Raw genomic sequence first — 17,039 nt, 5'->3', positions numbered from 1 at the left:
CCCCGCCTCCGACACCCGCCACGCCGAAGGAACTGATCATAACGACCACGATCAGGGTAAGGATGAACGACCATGAGGTCGGGTCCACGCCGGCTGTCGGCGCAATCATGACGGCCAGCATAGCAGGATAAATGCCCGCGCAGCCGTTCTGCCCAATCGTGGCGCCAAACGATGCCGAGAGATTCGCGATGCCTTCCGAGACACCCAGCTTTTTGTTCTGGGTCTGCACGTTAAGCGGAATCGTAGCCGCGCTGGAACGCGACGTAAAGGCGAAGGTCAGCGTCGGGAATACCTTTTTCACATATTTAAGCGGGTTGAACCCGAATATCGCCAGCAGTACCAGATGGATAATGAACATGGCGATCAAAGCCACGTACGAAGCAAGGACGAAATCGATCAAATTCATGATGACCGCAAGGTCGGTCGTGGCAATCGTTTTGGCCATAAGCGCCAGAATCCCGTAAGGGGTCAGACGAAGCACCAGCGTCACGATGCGCATGACCACGCCATACACCGCAGAGATCATATTGCGGAACGTTTCCGCCTGCTCCTTGTTTTTTCGGTCTAACCCGAGAACCGCGATCCCGATGAATGCCGAGAAAATAACGACCGCAATCGTCGAAGTTCTTCGCGCCCCCGTCATGTCGGCAAACGGATTGCTCGGAATGAAATCCAGGATCTGCTGCGGGAGCGTACGGCCCTCAACATCCCCGAGCCGTTCTTGCAGCAGTGCACCCTGCTGCTCTTCCGCTGCACCGCCTTGGATATTGACGGCGGACAAATCGAACGCCAGCGCGGTTGTAATCCCGACTGCAGCGGCTACGGCTGTCGTCAGAAGCAGCACCGTAATGATAAGTCCGCTCATTTTGCCCAGATTCTTTCCGCCCTTCAGCTTCATGATAGCCGATATGATCGACACCATGATCAGCGGAATGACCATCATTTGCAGCAGCCTTACGTAGCCGTATCCTATCAAATTAAACCAATCGGTGGATTTCACCACCACATCGGAGGTCGAAGTGTAGATGAGCTGCAGTGCCACTCCGAACAACACACCCAGTCCGAGTCCGGCAAACACGCGTTTGGTAAACGAGATATGCTTTCTCTGCATCCAGTACAAAATACCGACCAGCAGAATCAGAACAAGGACATTGATGATAACCCAAAGCGTTTCCATCCTAATGATTCCTCCCATTCTTTAAATAAGGATATATGTGCTCCATCCTCATGTCATAAGTGCGCTAGTATGTATTCATATCCATTACAGCCCACTCTAAACATATCATTACCCGATTGAGAAAATTCCTGTCAAAATCGTTAGTTTCCCATCGATGCGGATTATGTCGACTATGTTGATCGGATTACCACTGATATCACCCTACTATCATATCATGTAAACTTCAAAAGGAGAACCACAAATATTAACAAAACCGTTTCAATCAGTTCATTGAGCGCTCCATATGTATCCCCCGTCAGTCCTCCAAGTCTTCGGCTCATCCGTTCAGCCGTTAAACTTCCAGCTGCCCAGGCTATGAATGGGATAATAAGGATTCCTCCGACTGCAATCGTCCAAAGATTAGTCTCGCCTGCCGTGATCCATAGGAAACCTACAGTAACTAGCGTTAAGAGAGCAGCCATTACGCCCGCCAGCGATCTCCTTCCGGCCGTCAATCCGTGAAATAGAGCGGCAAGCCCCTCACTTCCCCGTGCCATCGGCCAGCGATACATCGCATGGACCATAAACCAGCGGCTCCAAACCGGAGCGAGCACCAGCAGCCATGCCTCTTGTTTCCATGCCCCGGCTGACAAATCCCATACAGACATGATCAAGGAAGCCTTCAGAAGGAGCAGCAGCATACACGCCATGACGCCCATCGCACCCACACGGCTATCCTTCATGATTTCAAGCATCCGTTCGCGCGACCGATGGCTGAGCAGCGCATCCGCGCTGTCCATCCAGCCATCGAGATGAAGCCCTCCAGTCAGCGCCACCCATACAACCAGCAGGATGACGGCAGCAGGAAGGGAGGGCAGCACATAGCTTAAGCCCAGTCCCAATCCGCCAACGATAAAGCCTATGACCGCCCCTACCAAAGGATAAAAAACGACGCTCCGTTGCTGTACTTCCGGCGTAAAAGGAATTTCTCTCCGCACCGGTAGCCTCGATAGAAATTGAAAAGCGGCCGCAGCCGCTTCGATCATCTTGCTCATATGAGATACTCCTTGCTCTTGATTTCCATCGGAATTCCTGCCGTCACCAAAAATACTTCATCGCATACCTGAGCCAGCCTCTGATTCATGATCCCTGCCCAGTCGCGATATATTCGGCCTAGCGGATATTCCGGAACAATACCCGACCCCACTTCATTGGTTACCAAAATGACCATGCCCGGGTAACTCTGTACCGCTCTTGCCAGTCTGCCGATTTGAAGTCCTAACCGTTCTTCCATTGCAGCACTTCCTTCAGGCTCAGCTTGCAGCAGCACATTCGTAAGCCACAGCGTCAGGCAGTCCACTACCACCGCAGGGGCATCCGAGGCGGACTGGCCGAGCGTTTCCAGCAATTCGGGCAGTGCGACAGGCTCCTCCACCGTCTCCCAACCATAGGCTGAATCCTGCCTGCGGTCTTGATGAATCCGGATCCGTTCCCTCATCTCTTCGTCGTAGGCTTGCGCAGTCGCCACGTACGTTCCCGACTCCGATCGCTTCATGCACAGCTTCTCCGCGAATGAGCTCTTTCCGCTTCTGGCCCCGCCTGTTACCAACACGCTTCCACGATGGCTCATACGGCCCCTCCGCTGATTCCAGCGCTCTCAAACGTCGCCATCTCGTTCACGATCCTGCACGCCGCCTCGACCAGATGAAGGCACAGCACCCCGCCCGTCCCCTCGCCAAGACGCATGTCCATTTGCAGCATCGGCTGGAGTCCGAGCTCTTTCAGCAGAAGAACATGCGCCTGCTCATGCGAAACATGAGAGGCAATCATATAGGAGAGAGCGTCCGGGCAGATGCATTTGGCAACCAGCGCCGCCGCACTGGATATGAAACCGTCAATGATAACAGGACAACCGTGAGCAGCTGCACCCAGGATCAGTCCAGCCAACCCGCCGATTTCATATCCTCCAACTTTGGCGAGCACGTCGAGGGGATCATCGGCATAAGGTCTATTAACTTGTATAGCCTGTTCCACCACTCGAATCTTATGCAGCAGCCGTTCATCCGTTACGCCGGTTCCCCTTCCCACGACTTCAGATGGCTGATAGCCGGACAGAACGGAGAAGATCGCCGCACTCGGTGTCGTGTTCCCAATGCCCATCTCTCCGGTCACGAACATTTGCGTTCCTCGCGATACCAATTCGGCAGCAACCTCCGCACCGGCTACAACGGACTCCAGTGCCGCTTCCTTTGTCATCGCAGGCCCTTTGGCCATATTGGCGGTTCCTCTGCCCACGTTCCGCGACATCAGCTTCTCATGGTTCAGCTCGATCGCGACCCCGATGTCCACACAATGAACGTCTGCCCCCGCCTGACGGGCCAGCACATTCACAGCCGCCCCTCCATTCAGGAAGTTCATGACCATCTGGGGCGTTACCTCAGCCGGAAAGGCGCTGATTCCTTCTTCACAGACTCCATGATCGCCAGCCATGACAACGACGGATTTTTGGGTGAACGACGGTTTCATATTCCCTGTGATGCCCACTAACTGGATCGCTAGCGACTCCAGCTTGCCCAGACTGCCCGGAGGCTTCGTCAGCGTATCCAAATAAGCGGCTGTTTCGTTCTGCACCTCGACACTCAGCGGTTTTATGTTAGCAATGTAACGATTTAAACGATTCACGATGGTATCCGTCAATGAAATGACCTCCTCATATCTTGTTCCTAAATCTTGCATCCCCGCCCGGAACATGCGGCTGCATCGGTCAGGACCATGTGCTATTTGCCGTTAACAGCACCTGCGGAGCGCCATTCTCGGGATGGGCCACAATCGAGGGCTCTACCCGGAAGATTTGGCGTATATACGCCTCTGTCAAAACTTCTTTCGGCTTGCCAATCCCCGCGATCTTTCCCTGATCAAGCACCAGCAGCTTATCGCAAAACTGGGCTGCCAGGTTCAGATCATGCAGTACGCTGATCACGGTAATTCCGGAGGAGCTCCGCCACTGCGCCACCATATCCATAAACTGAAGCTGATAGCGGATATCCAAGTAAGTCGTCGGTTCATCCAGCATCAGCAGCGAGGGTTCCTGGGCCATCACCTTGCCAAGCGCGACACGCTGACGCTGGCCCCCGCTTAACTCGGTAAGCCGCCGTTCTTCCAGACCGTTCAAATCCAGCTTTCGGATAACGGCCTCAATGAGCGGCCATGCATCCTTATCTTCACGACCAAGCCAGTTCAGGAAGGGGAATCTCCCCATCTCCAGCACTTCCCGGACCGTAAAATCAGTAGGGTCAAGCCCTTCCTGCTGAAGCACCGCCACGATCCGTGCCAGCGCCTTTCGGGTATAGCGTCCAAGCTCCTTGCCCCGAAGGGTCACGCTTCCTGTCGAGGGACTCTCCACACCGGATAACAGCTGCATAAGGGTGGATTTACCGCTTCCGTTCGGACCGATGATCCCCCACCATTCCCCTTCGGCAATGTGAAGGTCCACACCTTCAAGAATCGGCACCTTGCCATAGGCTTTGCCAAGTCCTTGAGCTGTAATCATGATAAACCCTCCCTGCGCCTTTTTTTGTTCCGGTATAGCAAATACGCAAAGAACGGAGCGCCTATGAATGCCGTAACTACACCCAGCGGTATTTCCGTTGGTGCCAGCACGGACCGTGCCGCCGTATCGCACCAGACCATGAACACCGCGCCGCCAAGAGCAGACAGTGGAACAATGACGCGGTAATCGGAGCCGGTGATCAGCCGGATCATATGCGGTACCACAAGTCCCACGAATCCAATCACGCCGGAAACCGACACGGCTGCTGCGGCGAGCAGGGTAGCAACGATGAGCACGCTGGTCTTCAGCCGATCCACATTCAAGCCCATATGGGCGGCCTGCCGTTCCCCCAGCGACAAAATATTAAGCGCTCGCGACCTGCTCCATAAGTATATAAAACCTGCGATAAAATACGGGAAAAGGATGGCCGTATACGACCATCCACGCATGCTCAGGCTCCCCATCGTCCAGTACAGGATCTGGTTCACCGTATCTTTGGACATGACCGTCAGAAAGGAAACGACGGCGCCCAGAAACGACTGCATCACCACGCCGGACAGAATGAGCCCGTGGATCGGCAGCTTTCCTTGATCCCTCGCCAGCAGCAGAACGACCCACAAGGTCCCTGCTCCGGTCAGAAACGCTACAAGCGGAAGTGTGTAACCTCCGGCAAAGGAGTATTCCATCCCGAAAAAAATCAGGGATGCTGCGCCAAGCGCAGCACCCGAGGATACACCGAGCGTAAACGGATCCGCCAGCGGATTGCGCAATACCCCTTGAAAGGCGGCTCCGGCGACGGCCAGGGAGGCTCCTACGAGCATCCCAAGCAATATGCGCGGCAATCTCACCTTCATTAAGATTTGCTCGGATGAAGCTTCCCAGCCCGGAACGATGGAATCGCCGATTCCCGGCAGCCGGTGCAGCAGCATCGCCCCAATCTCTCTCACAGGCAGGTGCACGGAGCCGATTCCGAGACTGACAACCAAGGTTAACAGTAATAGGATGATGCCGGCCGCACCGAATCCTGCAAGTTTTTTACTCATGGATTCATCAGTTCCGGATAAACGGCCTTCGCCACTTCAATCAACCCTTGCGTTACACGGGGACCCGGACGGCTTAACAGATTCGCATCCACGGATATGACCTGATCGTTCTTGATGGCTTCGATCTGATCCCAGCCGCCGCGCTCCTTGATCAGCTGATCCAATGTTTTCTTGGTTGCTTCGTCAACGACATCGTCCGTGTACAGAATGACGTCGGGGTTTGCAGCGATAATATTCTCCTCGCTGATTTCGAACCAGCCTTCCGCTTCGCCGGCTGCGTTAACGCCGCCAGCTAAGGTGATGATCTCATCCATAAACTCGCCCTTGCCGACGGTCCATCCTGGAGAGAATTCCACATACACTTTCTTCTTGTCTTCATCCTTCACAGATTTCACGGCTTCTGTAACGGTAGTCAATTCCTGCTTCATCTGATCCACGACGGCTTTCGCTTCCGCTTGACGGTCCGTAATTTGTCCGATCAACTGGATGTTCTCCATTACGGCATCGATGGTTTTCGGATCATTGACGAACAGGGTCACGCCAAGCTCACGCAATTTCTCGGCATTCTCGGCATTCATCGAAGCGGCGAATACCACATCGGCATCGGCTGCAATAATAGCCTCTTCATTTACTTGGAACCCGCCCAATTTAGGCTTGGATTTGGCCGCTTCCGGATAATCGTCATTATCGGACACGCCCACAATTTCCTCATCCAGGCCCAAAGCGAACAGTTTTTCCGTCTCGGACGGTGTCAGGGATGCAATTTTGGCCGGAGCTTTCTCAAACGTCATTTCAACCCCGGTTGAATCCTTGACGGTCAGCGGATACGTCGTTTTAAGCTCTTCGCCCGAATCCGCAGGCGCTTCGTTATTCTGCTCTTCCTGCTGTGCCGGCGGCGTTGTATCCTTCGGCGCAGCTTCTTCGCCTCCACAGCCGATCAAGGCCAGAGCCATCAGTATGGCTACCAGAAGTACGGACCATGTTTTGTTCAATGCTTTCATCTCTTGAAATCCCCCTATACATAATTGAGAACCTGGCGCTGCGAGTTTACATTCCTTCGACCGATCCTTACCGGGAGAAAAAAACATCAATCGTCATACTCCAAAGATGCAAAAATCCCCGACTCCTCGTAAACAAGGAATCAGGGATTACGTTTTAACATAAGGACATCTGGATCACTGTTCACAGATAGCGCCTTAAACTTCCGCCCACACATGCTGCATGGGTCCGGCAACGTAATCCTCTCCTCGAAGGACCGTCATTCATTCGCCGAGGGCAGGTCTCCTGACTTGCAGGCTGTAACGACTTCTCCGCCTTCCCAAGCGCTTTTGGCTCAGTGGCATATGGAGAAGTCCCTGCTTCACAGTGGCGGGACCGTGCCGGACTTGCACCGGCTTCCCTATTAACCCGGCAGATGACAATAAATGCCCTCTGTCCGGGACCCTCGCAAATAATATGAATTTATGTATGTTAGGCCAAGCATGGTTTCTCTGCCCAAGATTATAGGCGATAAACCTCCCTCTTACAACCGAAAGTTTCGGTCATTTCAAATGCCTTATGATACGGATTTATCCCGTTATCGCCCATTCCGCACCGATATCATACGATTTCGTTTAATCGCTTAACCGTACGCCTTGCCAGCGTTCTCCGTCCCATGTCAATTGCAGCTTGAGCTCCTCGCCCGGCGACACCTGCGTCTCCCAGAATTCCGTATGCGGAAGGACTGCTGCAGCGATCTGCCGGATGACGCCTCCATGGGTCACCACAAGCACATCAAGCTCCGCCCTTTGTGCTCCAAGGACATAACCAACTGGCATTGCCTCTGCCTCTGCCTCTGCCTCTGCCTCTGCCTCTGCCTCTGCCTCTGCCTCTGCCTCTGCCTCTGCCTCTGCCTCTGCCTCTGCCTGCACAAGGGTATCCGGATCTTCCTCTACATGCAACAGTTCCTTTAAATCCAAATGCAATCCGGTCAAGAATGCCTGAAGCCGGGAACGGAACGCCTCCCAGCTCTCCCCATTCGGCGGCGTAACTTCTGCGGGGTTATCAATCCAGCGCCGATAGGAGATATCCGATTTCAAATCCTCGTAGGTTTTCCCTTCCCAATCTCCGAAATCGAGCTCGCGCAGCCGCGGATCATACATCACTCCCGGTATAATCCTGCCCAAAACTTCATCATCAGGAATAGCAGCCATTTTGGAGTCCGATAGGATAACATTCAGCGTCTGTCTGCATCGAAGGAGATCGCTGCAATAGATCCGGACAAACTGCCCGGTAAAAAACCTATCCCGAAGCGGGAGGAGCTGTTCCCTTTCCTCAATCAGGATTCCCTGATCCTCATGGCCGAGATAACGGCGCTCCTCGTTCCACAACGTGCGGCCGTGACGGACCAGATGCAGCGTGATCCTCATATCCATAGGCTTCCTCCGGCTGCGGCAACAAGTCCAAGCACCAGGGTACCCAGTAACGTAAACAATACCGATACGCCCAGCAGCAGACGGTTTGTCACCCGAATATGCTCCGCTTCAAGCGGGCGTTCGGGATCCCCCATATAAGCCCGGAACGAGATCACGCCTTGATAGGAATTCTCGCCTCCCAGACGAACCCCCAGCGCACCGGCAACGGCCGATTCCGGGAAGCCGCTGTTCGGACTGGGGTGCTTTCGCGCATCCCTTCTGACCATTTTGATCGCTTTTTTCCATTGCAGCGACAACATGGCAGCCACCATGGTCAACAGTCCTGCCGTCAGACGTGCCGGTATCCAATTGGCGATATCGTCCAGCCTTGCGGATGCCCAGCCGATATGCTGGTATTTGTCGTTTTTATATCCGACCATGGAGTCGAGCGTATTCACGGCCCGGTAGGCCATCGCCAGCGGCGCTCCCCCGATCAGGGCAAAAAACAACGGAGCGATGACCGCATCCACGATATTCTCCGCAACCGTCTCCACCGTTCCCCGCACGATCTCCGCCTCATCCAGATGACCGGTGTCTCTTCCGACAACCATGCTGAGCGAGCGCCTGGCCTCCGCGATATTCCCGGAGCGAAGATGGCCGTAGACCTCCAATCCGGCTTCACGCAGCCCTTTGATGGCAATCGTGGTGGCAATAAGCACGATCTCTACTCCCCACGCTAGCCAAGGATGAATCGCTCCGCACAGCTCCAGCAGCAGCCATGCCAGCACGAAGGATCCGCCGGCAACGATCACCGGCAGCAGAATGCCCGCTCGCTTCAGGCTCTGAGCGGTAGTCGCCCGTTGGCGTATCCAGCCTTCAACCCGGCGAATGGCTTTCCCCATGCCGATGACAGGATGGGGAAGCCATCTCGGATCTCCGATCAGCAGGTCCAGCACGACCGCTGCCCAAATGACCCATACGACGGTCATATCCGGTCCTCTCTTTCGGTAATAATGCTTTCCGTAACACTCTCGTAGACAAGACGGCCGATCATGCCGCCCAGATCGGTTGCGGTTCCGGCATAATGGTGGTTCACGCCATACGCTGCATTGCCGCTGACCCCAAGGACCATTGCGTCCGTTGTCGTTCCGGTCGCAACGCCTCCGGTCTCATGATCCCTCACGCCCAGATCATGCAGCGCAGCGGCTTTCGCTTCCGTCGCCGTCAGCATCGCGTTCACCATGCAAGCCGGCGTCATCATCCCGTCCACCATCAACATGATATTAATCGTGCCCGGCTGATAAGCGGCAAAGGTCGTACGACTCGACCCGGCACGGGCTGCATTGCCCACGCCGGCGGTGGTGCAGCACAGGATGGAGGCTTGTTCACTCCGCTCTTCCCAAATAGAGGCATACTTCAGTTTTACCGCTGTCATCAATCCAGCTGTGGATTCAGTCGGATAACCGTGAACAGCCATAAAGTTAACCATATCGTTCACAGGGTCGCTGCAATCGTAATGCTTGTCCACATAACGGTTTACGATATGATCCAAATGCAGAAATCCGCCGCCGTATATGGCGCTGCTTATGGACGCAGCCGGCTCCGGAAGCGAGATCCGGATATGCGGATGCTGCCGCTCCGATTCCAAGTACACTGTGGCTCCCGGCCATACATCCGAGCAATACAGACGCGTGTTGCCTTTCAGAAAAGGTACTGCCATGTTTTTTTCTCTCCCTGCTCCTTAAATATCTGAACCAACTGTACCTGTAGCGTTCTTCCTATAGCTCTGCTGCTAGACATCCCTATGTCACGCCAGCAGAAGAATTTCCAAGGACCTCCGCGGTTATGGCCAGCAGCCTGTCATTAGCTCCGGCATCCTTAACGGCTAGCCGGATATGACGCTCACCAAGGCCCGGGTACATGGCGCAGCTGCGGACAAGCACGCCGCGTCTGCCCATCTCCGACTGAAACCTTTCGGCACTCCATGGCCGCGGAAGCTCCATGAGTAGAAAATTAGCCTCGCCCGGCGTAACGTCTAGCTCCAGCGCTTGTAACTCCCGTATGAGCTTCTCGCGCTCTGCGCGAATCAATTGCAGCGTATCCAGTTCATATTCCCTGCCGCTGCCAAGACAAGCCTCTCCGGCAAGCAGCGCCAGTCCATTGACGCTCCACGTCACCTGTTTGCCTGCCATCTTGCGTATCACGTCAGGATGCGCGACCGTATATCCGAGCCGCAGGCCCGGAATCGCATAAAACTTGGTCATCGACCGGACAATGACCGTCCGCGGATAGTCCTGCAGCTCCGGCATCAAGGTCTGTCTGTCCACCGGCGGAATGAAATCGATGAAGGCTTCATCCAGCACCAGCCAGGTCCCTTCTTGCTCTGCACATACCGCTATATCACGGATATCCTCCAGGCTGTATTGAACCCCGTTCGGATTGTTGGGCTGGCCCAAAAACACGAGATCCGTACGGGCCAACAGCTCCATAACATCCGCCTTGTCTGCTCTCCAGTCCCTCTCCGGATGTCCGCACACGGAGTGGATGTCCGAACCAAATTTTAAGGACAATTCCCGATATTCGGAAAAACACGGGTCAACTACGCCCACAATCCCTGGCGTAAGACCCATCAACAATAGCGCCATGCACTCTGCCGCTCCGTTGCCGACAAGGATTCGTCTGGTATCGGTGCCTAACTCAGCTGCGAGCCGCTCCTTGAACCTGCGGTGTCCCGGATCCGGATAACGAATGACCGCACTCATTCCCTCTTGCAAGGCCGTCATAACGCCTTGCGGCGGTCCGAGCGGGTTAATATTGGCGCTGTAATCCAGGAAAGCCGAGGCTTTCCTTCCGAATGCAGCAGCCGCCGTCTCCACGTCTCCTCCATGGCCGTACACCTCGATCAAGGGCTGTTTTTTGTCGTTCATAAGGGCTCCTCCTGTTCCATGTCCCGGCTCTTGCAAGCCCTGCCGTTATGTAATGCCATCATTATGTCGCTACCGTCCCTGCCTCGTCAACATGGAATGCTTTGTCTCTGCCTTAAAATTGGTTTACAATAGTCTGGAAGCACCACATTTTGATTTGTGACGACGGAGGATACTATGCTATTTATCGATAATCAGGGGATCCACGATCCTTCCATTAACCTAGCGATTGAAGAATATGCCTTGAAGCACTTGTCCATGGACGAGAGCTACCTTCTTTTTTATATCAACAAGCCTTCCATTATTATCGGAAAGCATCAGAATACGATCGAAGAGATCAACCAGGAATACGTTCGTGACAACAACATTCAGGTTGTGCGCCGGCTGTCCGGGGGCGGAGCCGTATACCATGATCTCGGCAACCTGAATTTCAGCTTCATTACGAAGGATGACGGACAGTCCTTCCACAACTTCCTGAAGTTCACGCAGCCGGTTATCGACTTCCTGCAAAAGATGGGCGTGCCCGCCGAGCTTAGCGGCCGGAATGACCTGCAGGTCGGCGAGAAGAAAATTTCGGGGAACGCGCAGTTTTCGACGCGGGGACGCATGTTCAGCCACGGCACGCTCATGTTTGACCTGAACCTGGATGATGTCCAAGCCTCGCTGAATGCCAATCCGGAAAAATTCAAATCCAAGAGCACCAAATCCGTCCGCAGCCGCGTGGCGAACATCAAGGAGCTGCTTGGCACGGATATGACGATTGAACAGTTCCGCGCCGAGCTGCTTCGCTCGATTTTCGGTATGGAACCGGATCAAGTACCGCAATACGTCCTTCAAGAGAAGGACTGGGAGATGATCAACCAGATCTCGAAGGAACGCTACCAGAACTGGGATTGGAACTATGGGCTATCCCCGGAAAGCAATGTGAAGCATGCCAAGAAGTTCCCGGTGGGCATTATCGATATCCGAATGGACATCCGTGAAGGACATATCGGAGAGATCAAGATTTACGGCGACTTCTTCGGCGTCGGCGATGTCGCTGATATCGAGAACCTGCTCCGCGGCAAACGGTATGAAGAAACAGCGGTGCGCACCGCGTTATCCGGTATCGACGTCAAGTTTTACTTCGGCAACCTTGAGCTCGACGATCTGATCGGCTTGATTTTCCTTGAGGAATAGAGCCGGCTCGTATTAAATAAGCCTCCCGCCCGTATGCAACATGCACAAGGGTGGGAGGCTTTTTCATTTCAAACAGGTATACCTCGGATCAAGAGGAGGCCATAAACACATACCAAACGAGGACCAGCGTTAACACAATGCAGGCATTCTCTACCGTGCGTCCCCATTTGCTTCCTGTGCTCATGATTTTCAGTTTAATTCTCCATTTGAACGGAGGAAGCGGGCGGATTCCGCGATTGGTCAATGCATCTGCAAGCAAATGAATGGAGTAGGATAAACCGCCGGCAAACCATAGGCTTTCCCCACCGATCTTACCCTGCGATGCGAAATACAGCAGGCCCGTCCATCCGGCAGCGGCATAGACGGTATGGGTTAACCCCCGGTGGGTCACCAAGGAGCCTGCAATAAGCACGCTGCCTGCGATCGTGTTCCACGGGCTGAAGCCCTGCCCAAATGATATCAGTCCGAGACCGATCAGGAACATGACGATATGGCGCAAGGTCCGGCTTGGCAGGTACGAAACCACCCCGATCAGTCCGGCCAGGGCGATGTTCCAGGGGGCATACTCCTTGCCGTAGAAGACAACAAAGATGGCTGCGCCGATCATGGCCAGCTGAAGGATTCGCAGCAACCCGGAAGGAATCGCTTTGCGCACCAGCAGAGAGTTGGGCTCGTCAATATCGGGAAGCAGCGCGCTAACCAAAGCCACTGCGGCAGCCGGCAATGTGACAGGCACTCCGCTCATGCCCATGACGGATAACGTGACCCCTGTGCTAATAATCAAATGAGCTCTGCCCATCATGATGACAATCTTCCTTTCTAAGCTCAATGCTGACTATGGGATCGATGGATCGCTTGCCGACCTTCACCTCCGATAGCCCAGGGTCATGAGAATGTACGTTCGGTTCATTAGTATAGCAAAATCATCCTCTTTCTGTCTACCCCTTCCACTTGGGTTAGGCCTAAAAATGGTTGTCCGATTCTCTGATATGGGATACAATTTGATCACTTGCCCAAGGTTACGACCTGGGACGAATGCACGGGAATCTCATCAGGAGTTTCACGCCTTCAGGAAAGGATGACTACCGAGTGAATCGCTCACGAATTGCCGATCTCAGCCTGCTTCTGGTGGCCATGATGTGGGGATCTACGTTCCTCATCGTTCAGCATGCGGTTCGCGTGCTCCCGCCGATGGCTTTCAATTCGGTCCGCTTTCTGGGAGCGGCCCTGCTCCTTGCATGGATCATCACCCTCCTCTACCGGAGCCAGTGGAAGCTAATATCCGGCAAAATGCTGCTGCATGCTTGCCTGCTGGGTCTTTTTTTATTTATAGGGTACGCCTTTCAAACCGCGGGTCTTTTGCACACGACCACGTCCAATACAGGCTTCATTACCGGCTTGTCCGTCGTGCTGGTCCCTTTCATATCCTATGCTCTGCTAAGGCACTCCATCTCCAAATTCACCTGGATCAGCGCTTTGCTTGCGGTGGCAGGGCTGTATCTGCTTACCTTCACCGGATCCGGCATGAGCCTGAATAAAGGGGATTTGCTGGTGCTCGTTTGCGCCATCGGTTTTGCGCTCCATATCGGTTACACGGGCGTTTATGCCGAGAGATACCCTGCTTTGCTGCTGGCGGCGCTCCAGATGGCTGTCGTGGGGATATTGAGCTTAGCGGCATCTGCGCTAACCGAGCATGTCGGCAATGTGACCAACCTGATGGGGAAGCTGACCCAGCCGAACGTGCTGTGGGCGCTGGCTGTATCCATCGGACCTACCAGCGCATTCGCCTTCTGGATCCAAACCGTCTGTCAAAAATATACGACGCCGTCCAGGGTGGCCATCATCTATGCAACGGAGCCGGTATTCGCCGCGCTGACCGGAATCCTGTTCGCGGGAGAGCGGCTTACGCTCATCGGCGGCATCGGTTGTCTATGCATTTTGGCAGGAATGATGATTGCGGAATTGAAGTCTGCGCCACAGAAGGTACAATAGAGTTAAAGACAGAGACAGAAACAAAAGGAGAGATACCCATGACAACTTACAAATTGATGGCCATCGACATTGACGATACCTTGATCAATGACGATAAGGAAGTAACCCCCGGCGTCCAGCAGGCGCTTGAGCAAGCCGTAGCCCACGGTGTCGTTGTGACACTGGCAACCGGGCGTGCCTATGCGTCCGCTCAAGCTATTGCGCGTCAAACCGGACTCAACGTTCCCATTATCACCTACCAGGGCGCCCTGATTAAAAATCTGCTCGACGAGAAGGTTCTCTATGAACGCTTCGTCCCCGTCGATGCAGCCGTGAAGCTGTATGAATACTGCGTAGAGCACAATCTCCATCTGCAAACCTACATCGATGACAAGCTGTATGCCCGTGAAGAGAATCAGAAGCTGATCGATTACTGCGCCCTGAACCGGACGCCGTATTACATCGAGCCTGATTTTATGAAAATGGTTCAGCAACCGACCCCGAAAATGCTCATCATTGACGATCCGGACTATCTGGATGAACTCATCCCTGTATTCCGTGAGCTGCTGGGCGATGACATGCACATTACCAAATCCAAACCGCATTTTCTAGAGTTCATGCATAAGGAAGGCACGAAGGGACATGCACTCACCTTCCTTGCCGATCATTTCGGCTGCGACCTCAAGGAAACCATCGCTGTCGGCGATTCCTGGAACGATCACGAGATGCTGGAAGCCGCCGGTCTTGGCGTCGCTATGGGCAATGCGATCGAGCCGCTTAAGGCAATTGCCGATTACGTTACGCTTGGGAATAACGAAGACGGCGTGAAACATGTCATTGATAAATTCGTGCTCAACCAAGGTTAATATCCGGAACAAATAAATCTGCGCAATTAAGCCTCCATGATATCCATGGGGGCTTGTTCATGTCCTTTAAAAAACGCAGCCAGTGCGTTCCCTAACAGGTCACGAGGGACGGCGCAAAGCCGTCAATGCCTGTCCGTCATTCCCGATCCGGGTTAAACGTTAGAATCGGCTTCAGAAGCGCCGCATCGTTGAACTCCAGCAGGCCAACCTCCATGCACAGCTCCATCAATTTATGAATGCCGTTGTATTGCTGCAGATTCCGTTGATGGATGACGGACAACGCTTCGCGAACCATTTTTTGGGCCTGTTCAATGCTCTGATGCTCCACGGCCTGAATAATCTCCTTGATACTCTCCAAGTAATATACGGTCCGCCTGAGCGAGCGGATCAGCAAAATCTGCCTGACTTGCGACGGGGTATACAGCCGATATCCATTCTCGGGGTTTCGATCCGGGGTGATCAAGCCTTCCTTCTCCCAGTGACGGATGGCGGACGATTCCACGTTGGTCAGTTCGGCGACCTCGCCGATTGTCATATGGGGTTTGAGCTTTTTATCCTTGATGATGTTAAGTTCGGGATTCTCGAGCAAGGCAAGCGTTTCGTCCGCAATGTTTTTTTCCTGCAGCAGTTTGACCTGCTCCCCATTCACGAGCCAGAGGGCTTCATCCATCTCCCTCTTCTGAATGTGGCGAATCACATCATAAGTAACCGCGTAACCAAAGCCCGGAAACATGGCGCGCAGACAACGGAAGTAAGCCATATGCATTTGCGTGTATAAACGGTAGCCCTTCTCGTTCCGGGCAGGAGGGGGTACCACTCCCCAAGATTCATAATGCCTTAAAGCACTCGTGCTGATTTGCAGCTCTTTGGCGATATCTTTCGGCTTGTAGTAATGCATGCCGTTCCCTCCCCAATCACGATTGAGAACCTACTTTACCAGAATCGCAAGCCATTGGCAAACCCTAAATTAAAACATTAAAGTGCTTTGAGAATGACTGTTGGACGACATCCCGGCTTGGTTGGATCCGCTGCAAGACATCTTCTCACTTGCATCAATGTTGTATATTGAGTGGTGTAGAGGCAAGATGAACTTATTATTAACCGCGGGAGGCTGATTATGATGAACGTGAACATAACCGAGGAGTTTCCACAGAATCAAGAATACATGGATCTAAAAGCAGTTGCAGGGCTGCCTGAGGTTGAGATTTCGGCCATAGCAACAGCGCTAAACCGCAGCGTGCTGTCCCTTCTGGCCAGAGACGACAATGACCGGCTGATCGGGATGGGAAGGGTCGTAGGCGATGGCGCTTTCTATTTTCAACTGGTGGATATTATGGTTGCGGCCTCCCACCTTGATCAAGGGGTTGAAGAGATGATCGTGTCCGAGCTGCTCTCCCGGCTGGCAAAAATAGCGCCAAGCGGAGCCGAAGTCACCGTCATCACTGACGTGCCCGGAATCAAGCTGTACCAACATGCCGGCTTCAAGCTGCTGTACCCTGATCGATACGGCATGGCCAGGTCTGTGTAAGAGAGCGGGGCCTTCAAACCTGTGTATGGCATCTCACTGGGCTGCGAATTGGTTCCGCTGCATCTCGCTTTCTTTCATTATTCAAATAGTCCTCGAATTGTTGATAAATCAATATTGACTCATGAAACGGCTGTTCCGGATTGTTTCTATTGTGGTATAATCAATATATAGGAAGCGTAAAATAATAAAAGTCACGATGCTCGATACATCGTGACTTTTAACAAAGGCCAGTGGGCTACCCACGGCGAGAGATTCATACGAAATGAAAAACCACCGGTTATGAACTGACCCCATAAAGTTAGACATATTATTTTATTAGGCAATTTGTTGGGCATGAGTTCGGTACTGTACCGGACTCATGCCTTTTAGTTTTGCTTTAATTCGCTTGTGATTGTAATAATCGATATATGTAGAAAGTTCTTGTTTAAA

The 17,039-nt window shown here is 53.4% G+C and carries 18 protein-coding genes and 1 riboswitch; of the genes, 4 read left to right on the top strand and 14 right to left on the bottom strand.

What is annotated here, in order from left to right; genetic code table 11:
* The 11 genes from ACPV3A_RS36470 to cobD all read right to left on the bottom strand — a co-directional run.
* Positions 1–1,177: L-cystine transporter (locus tag ACPV3A_RS36470; RefSeq protein WP_426204779.1), on the bottom strand; the 1,177-nt coding region annotated here is incomplete at its 3' end.
* 212 nt (positions 1,178–1,389) lie between these two features.
* Positions 1,390–2,211, bottom strand: a complete 822-nt coding sequence (gene cobS, locus ACPV3A_RS36465; protein WP_426204777.1) for an adenosylcobinamide-GDP ribazoletransferase — start codon at positions 2,209–2,211, stop codon at positions 1,390–1,392.
* The gene (gene cobU, locus ACPV3A_RS36460) at positions 2,208–2,786 is read right to left on the bottom strand and encodes a bifunctional adenosylcobinamide kinase/adenosylcobinamide-phosphate guanylyltransferase (protein WP_220684027.1); all 579 of its coding nucleotides are present in this window, start codon (positions 2,784–2,786) and stop codon (positions 2,208–2,210) included. The genes cobS and cobU overlap by 4 nt, the downstream gene beginning before the upstream one ends.
* Positions 2,783–3,853 (bottom strand): nicotinate-nucleotide--dimethylbenzimidazole phosphoribosyltransferase, encoded by a 1,071-nt coding sequence (gene cobT / locus ACPV3A_RS36455; RefSeq protein WP_426204774.1) that lies wholly within the window; start codon positions 3,851–3,853, stop codon positions 2,783–2,785. The genes cobU and cobT overlap by 4 nt, the downstream gene beginning before the upstream one ends.
* Before the next feature lie 67 nt (positions 3,854–3,920).
* On the bottom strand, positions 3,921–4,706 hold the full coding sequence (locus tag ACPV3A_RS36450) for an ABC transporter ATP-binding protein (RefSeq protein WP_426204773.1): 786 nt from the start codon (positions 4,704–4,706) through the stop codon (positions 3,921–3,923).
* On the bottom strand, positions 4,703–5,749 hold the full coding sequence (locus ACPV3A_RS36445) for a FecCD family ABC transporter permease (protein ID WP_071222637.1): 1,047 nt from the start codon (positions 5,747–5,749) through the stop codon (positions 4,703–4,705). The genes ACPV3A_RS36450 and ACPV3A_RS36445 overlap by 4 nt, the downstream gene beginning before the upstream one ends.
* On the bottom strand, positions 5,746–6,750 hold the full coding sequence (locus ACPV3A_RS36440; protein WP_194544371.1) for an ABC transporter substrate-binding protein: 1,005 nt from the start codon (positions 6,748–6,750) through the stop codon (positions 5,746–5,748). The genes ACPV3A_RS36445 and ACPV3A_RS36440 overlap by 4 nt, the downstream gene beginning before the upstream one ends.
* Before the next feature lie 256 nt (positions 6,751–7,006).
* Positions 7,007–7,210: riboswitch (cobalamin riboswitch) on the bottom strand.
* Between the two features lie 152 nt (positions 7,211–7,362).
* Complete coding sequence (locus tag ACPV3A_RS36435) at positions 7,363–8,163, bottom strand: histidine phosphatase family protein (protein WP_426204771.1); 801 nt, start codon at positions 8,161–8,163, stop codon at positions 7,363–7,365.
* Positions 8,154–9,131: an adenosylcobinamide-phosphate synthase CbiB gene (gene cbiB, locus ACPV3A_RS36430; RefSeq protein WP_426204769.1), complete on the bottom strand. Its 978-nt coding sequence runs from the start codon at positions 9,129–9,131 to the stop codon at positions 8,154–8,156. Before cbiB ends, ACPV3A_RS36435 begins: the two co-directional genes overlap by 10 nt.
* Positions 9,128–9,862, bottom strand: coding sequence for an adenosylcobinamide amidohydrolase (locus ACPV3A_RS36425; protein ID WP_426204768.1), 735 nt, complete (start codon positions 9,860–9,862; stop codon positions 9,128–9,130). The genes cbiB and ACPV3A_RS36425 overlap by 4 nt, the downstream gene beginning before the upstream one ends.
* 82 nt (positions 9,863–9,944) lie before the next feature.
* Positions 9,945–11,069, bottom strand: a complete 1,125-nt coding sequence (gene cobD / locus ACPV3A_RS36420) for a threonine-phosphate decarboxylase CobD (RefSeq protein ID WP_426204766.1) — start codon at positions 11,067–11,069, stop codon at positions 9,945–9,947.
* Positions 11,070–11,243: 174 nt separating this feature from the next.
* Between cobD and ACPV3A_RS36415 the strand changes: the two genes are divergently transcribed.
* Positions 11,244–12,245 (top strand): lipoate--protein ligase, encoded by a 1,002-nt coding sequence (locus ACPV3A_RS36415; protein ID WP_194544376.1) that lies wholly within the window; start codon positions 11,244–11,246, stop codon positions 12,243–12,245.
* A gap of 88 nt (positions 12,246–12,333) precedes the next feature.
* Here the strand turns inward: ACPV3A_RS36415 and ACPV3A_RS36410 are convergent, their stop codons facing one another.
* Positions 12,334–13,047: a metal-dependent hydrolase gene (locus ACPV3A_RS36410; protein WP_071222630.1), complete on the bottom strand. Its 714-nt coding sequence runs from the start codon at positions 13,045–13,047 to the stop codon at positions 12,334–12,336.
* 287 nt (positions 13,048–13,334) lie between these two features.
* Between ACPV3A_RS36410 and ACPV3A_RS36405 the strand changes: the two genes are divergently transcribed.
* Positions 13,335–14,237 carry a DMT family transporter gene (locus ACPV3A_RS36405; protein ID WP_426204763.1) on the top strand — a complete coding sequence of 301 codons (903 nt, stop codon included), beginning with the start codon at positions 13,335–13,337 and terminating at the stop codon, positions 14,235–14,237.
* 38 nt (positions 14,238–14,275) lie between these two features.
* Positions 14,276–15,082: a Cof-type HAD-IIB family hydrolase gene (locus tag ACPV3A_RS36400; protein ID WP_071222628.1), complete on the top strand. Its 807-nt coding sequence runs from the start codon at positions 14,276–14,278 to the stop codon at positions 15,080–15,082.
* A gap of 136 nt (positions 15,083–15,218) precedes the next feature.
* Here the strand turns inward: ACPV3A_RS36400 and ACPV3A_RS36395 are convergent, their stop codons facing one another.
* Entirely contained in the window at positions 15,219–15,980 is a 762-nt protein-coding gene (locus ACPV3A_RS36395; RefSeq protein ID WP_071222627.1) for a TioE family transcriptional regulator, read from the bottom strand.
* 219 nt (positions 15,981–16,199) lie between these two features.
* Here ACPV3A_RS36395 and ACPV3A_RS36390 point away from each other — a divergent pair, with 219 nt between their 5' ends.
* On the top strand, positions 16,200–16,610 hold the full coding sequence (locus tag ACPV3A_RS36390) for a GNAT family N-acetyltransferase (RefSeq protein WP_426204761.1): 411 nt from the start codon (positions 16,200–16,202) through the stop codon (positions 16,608–16,610).
* Positions 16,611–16,925: 315 nt separating this feature from the next.
* Here ACPV3A_RS36390 and ACPV3A_RS36385 read toward each other — a convergent pair.
* Positions 16,926–17,039: IS3 family transposase (locus ACPV3A_RS36385; RefSeq protein ID WP_426204793.1), on the bottom strand; the 114-nt coding region annotated here is incomplete at its 5' end.

The sequence above is a fragment of the Paenibacillus sp. Dod16 genome, from assembly GCF_049893405.1.
Taxonomy (GTDB): Bacteria; Bacillota; Bacilli; order Paenibacillales; family Paenibacillaceae; genus Paenibacillus_AQ.
The sequence above is the reverse complement of the archived record's forward strand: the minus strand, read 5'-3'. Positions and strand labels throughout refer to the sequence as shown.

What these genes read in the sequence shown, in the direction of transcription:
- ACPV3A_RS36395 (WP_071222627.1), bottom strand. Translation starts at nt 15,980, where the DNA reads ATGCATTACTACAAGCCGAAAGATATCGCCAAAGAGCTGCAAATCAGC.
- ACPV3A_RS36390 (WP_426204761.1), top strand. Translation starts at nt 16,200, where the DNA reads ATGATGAACGTGAACATAACCGAGGAGTTTCCACAGAATCAAGAATAC.
- ACPV3A_RS36435 (WP_426204771.1), bottom strand. Translation starts at nt 8,163, where the DNA reads ATGGATATGAGGATCACGCTGCATCTGGTCCGTCACGGCCGCACGTTG.
- ACPV3A_RS36400 (WP_071222628.1), top strand. Translation starts at nt 14,276, where the DNA reads ATGACAACTTACAAATTGATGGCCATCGACATTGACGATACCTTGATC.
- ACPV3A_RS36410 (WP_071222630.1), bottom strand. Translation starts at nt 13,047, where the DNA reads ATGATGGGCAGAGCTCATTTGATTATTAGCACAGGGGTCACGTTATCC.
- ACPV3A_RS36440 (WP_194544371.1), bottom strand. Translation starts at nt 6,750, where the DNA reads ATGAAAGCATTGAACAAAACATGGTCCGTACTTCTGGTAGCCATACTG.
- cobS (WP_426204777.1), bottom strand. Translation starts at nt 2,211, where the DNA reads ATGAGCAAGATGATCGAAGCGGCTGCGGCCGCTTTTCAATTTCTATCG.
- ACPV3A_RS36425 (WP_426204768.1), bottom strand. Translation starts at nt 9,862, where the DNA reads ATGGCAGTACCTTTTCTGAAAGGCAACACGCGTCTGTATTGCTCGGAT.
- cbiB (WP_426204769.1), bottom strand. Translation starts at nt 9,131, where the DNA reads ATGACCGTCGTATGGGTCATTTGGGCAGCGGTCGTGCTGGACCTGCTG.
- ACPV3A_RS36415 (WP_194544376.1), top strand. Translation starts at nt 11,244, where the DNA reads ATGCTATTTATCGATAATCAGGGGATCCACGATCCTTCCATTAACCTA.
- cobD (WP_426204766.1), bottom strand. Translation starts at nt 11,069, where the DNA reads ATGAACGACAAAAAACAGCCCTTGATCGAGGTGTACGGCCATGGAGGA.
- cobU (WP_220684027.1), bottom strand. Translation starts at nt 2,786, where the DNA reads ATGAGCCATCGTGGAAGCGTGTTGGTAACAGGCGGGGCCAGAAGCGGA.
- ACPV3A_RS36445 (WP_071222637.1), bottom strand. Translation starts at nt 5,749, where the DNA reads ATGAGTAAAAAACTTGCAGGATTCGGTGCGGCCGGCATCATCCTATTA.
- ACPV3A_RS36450 (WP_426204773.1), bottom strand. Translation starts at nt 4,706, where the DNA reads ATGATTACAGCTCAAGGACTTGGCAAAGCCTATGGCAAGGTGCCGATT.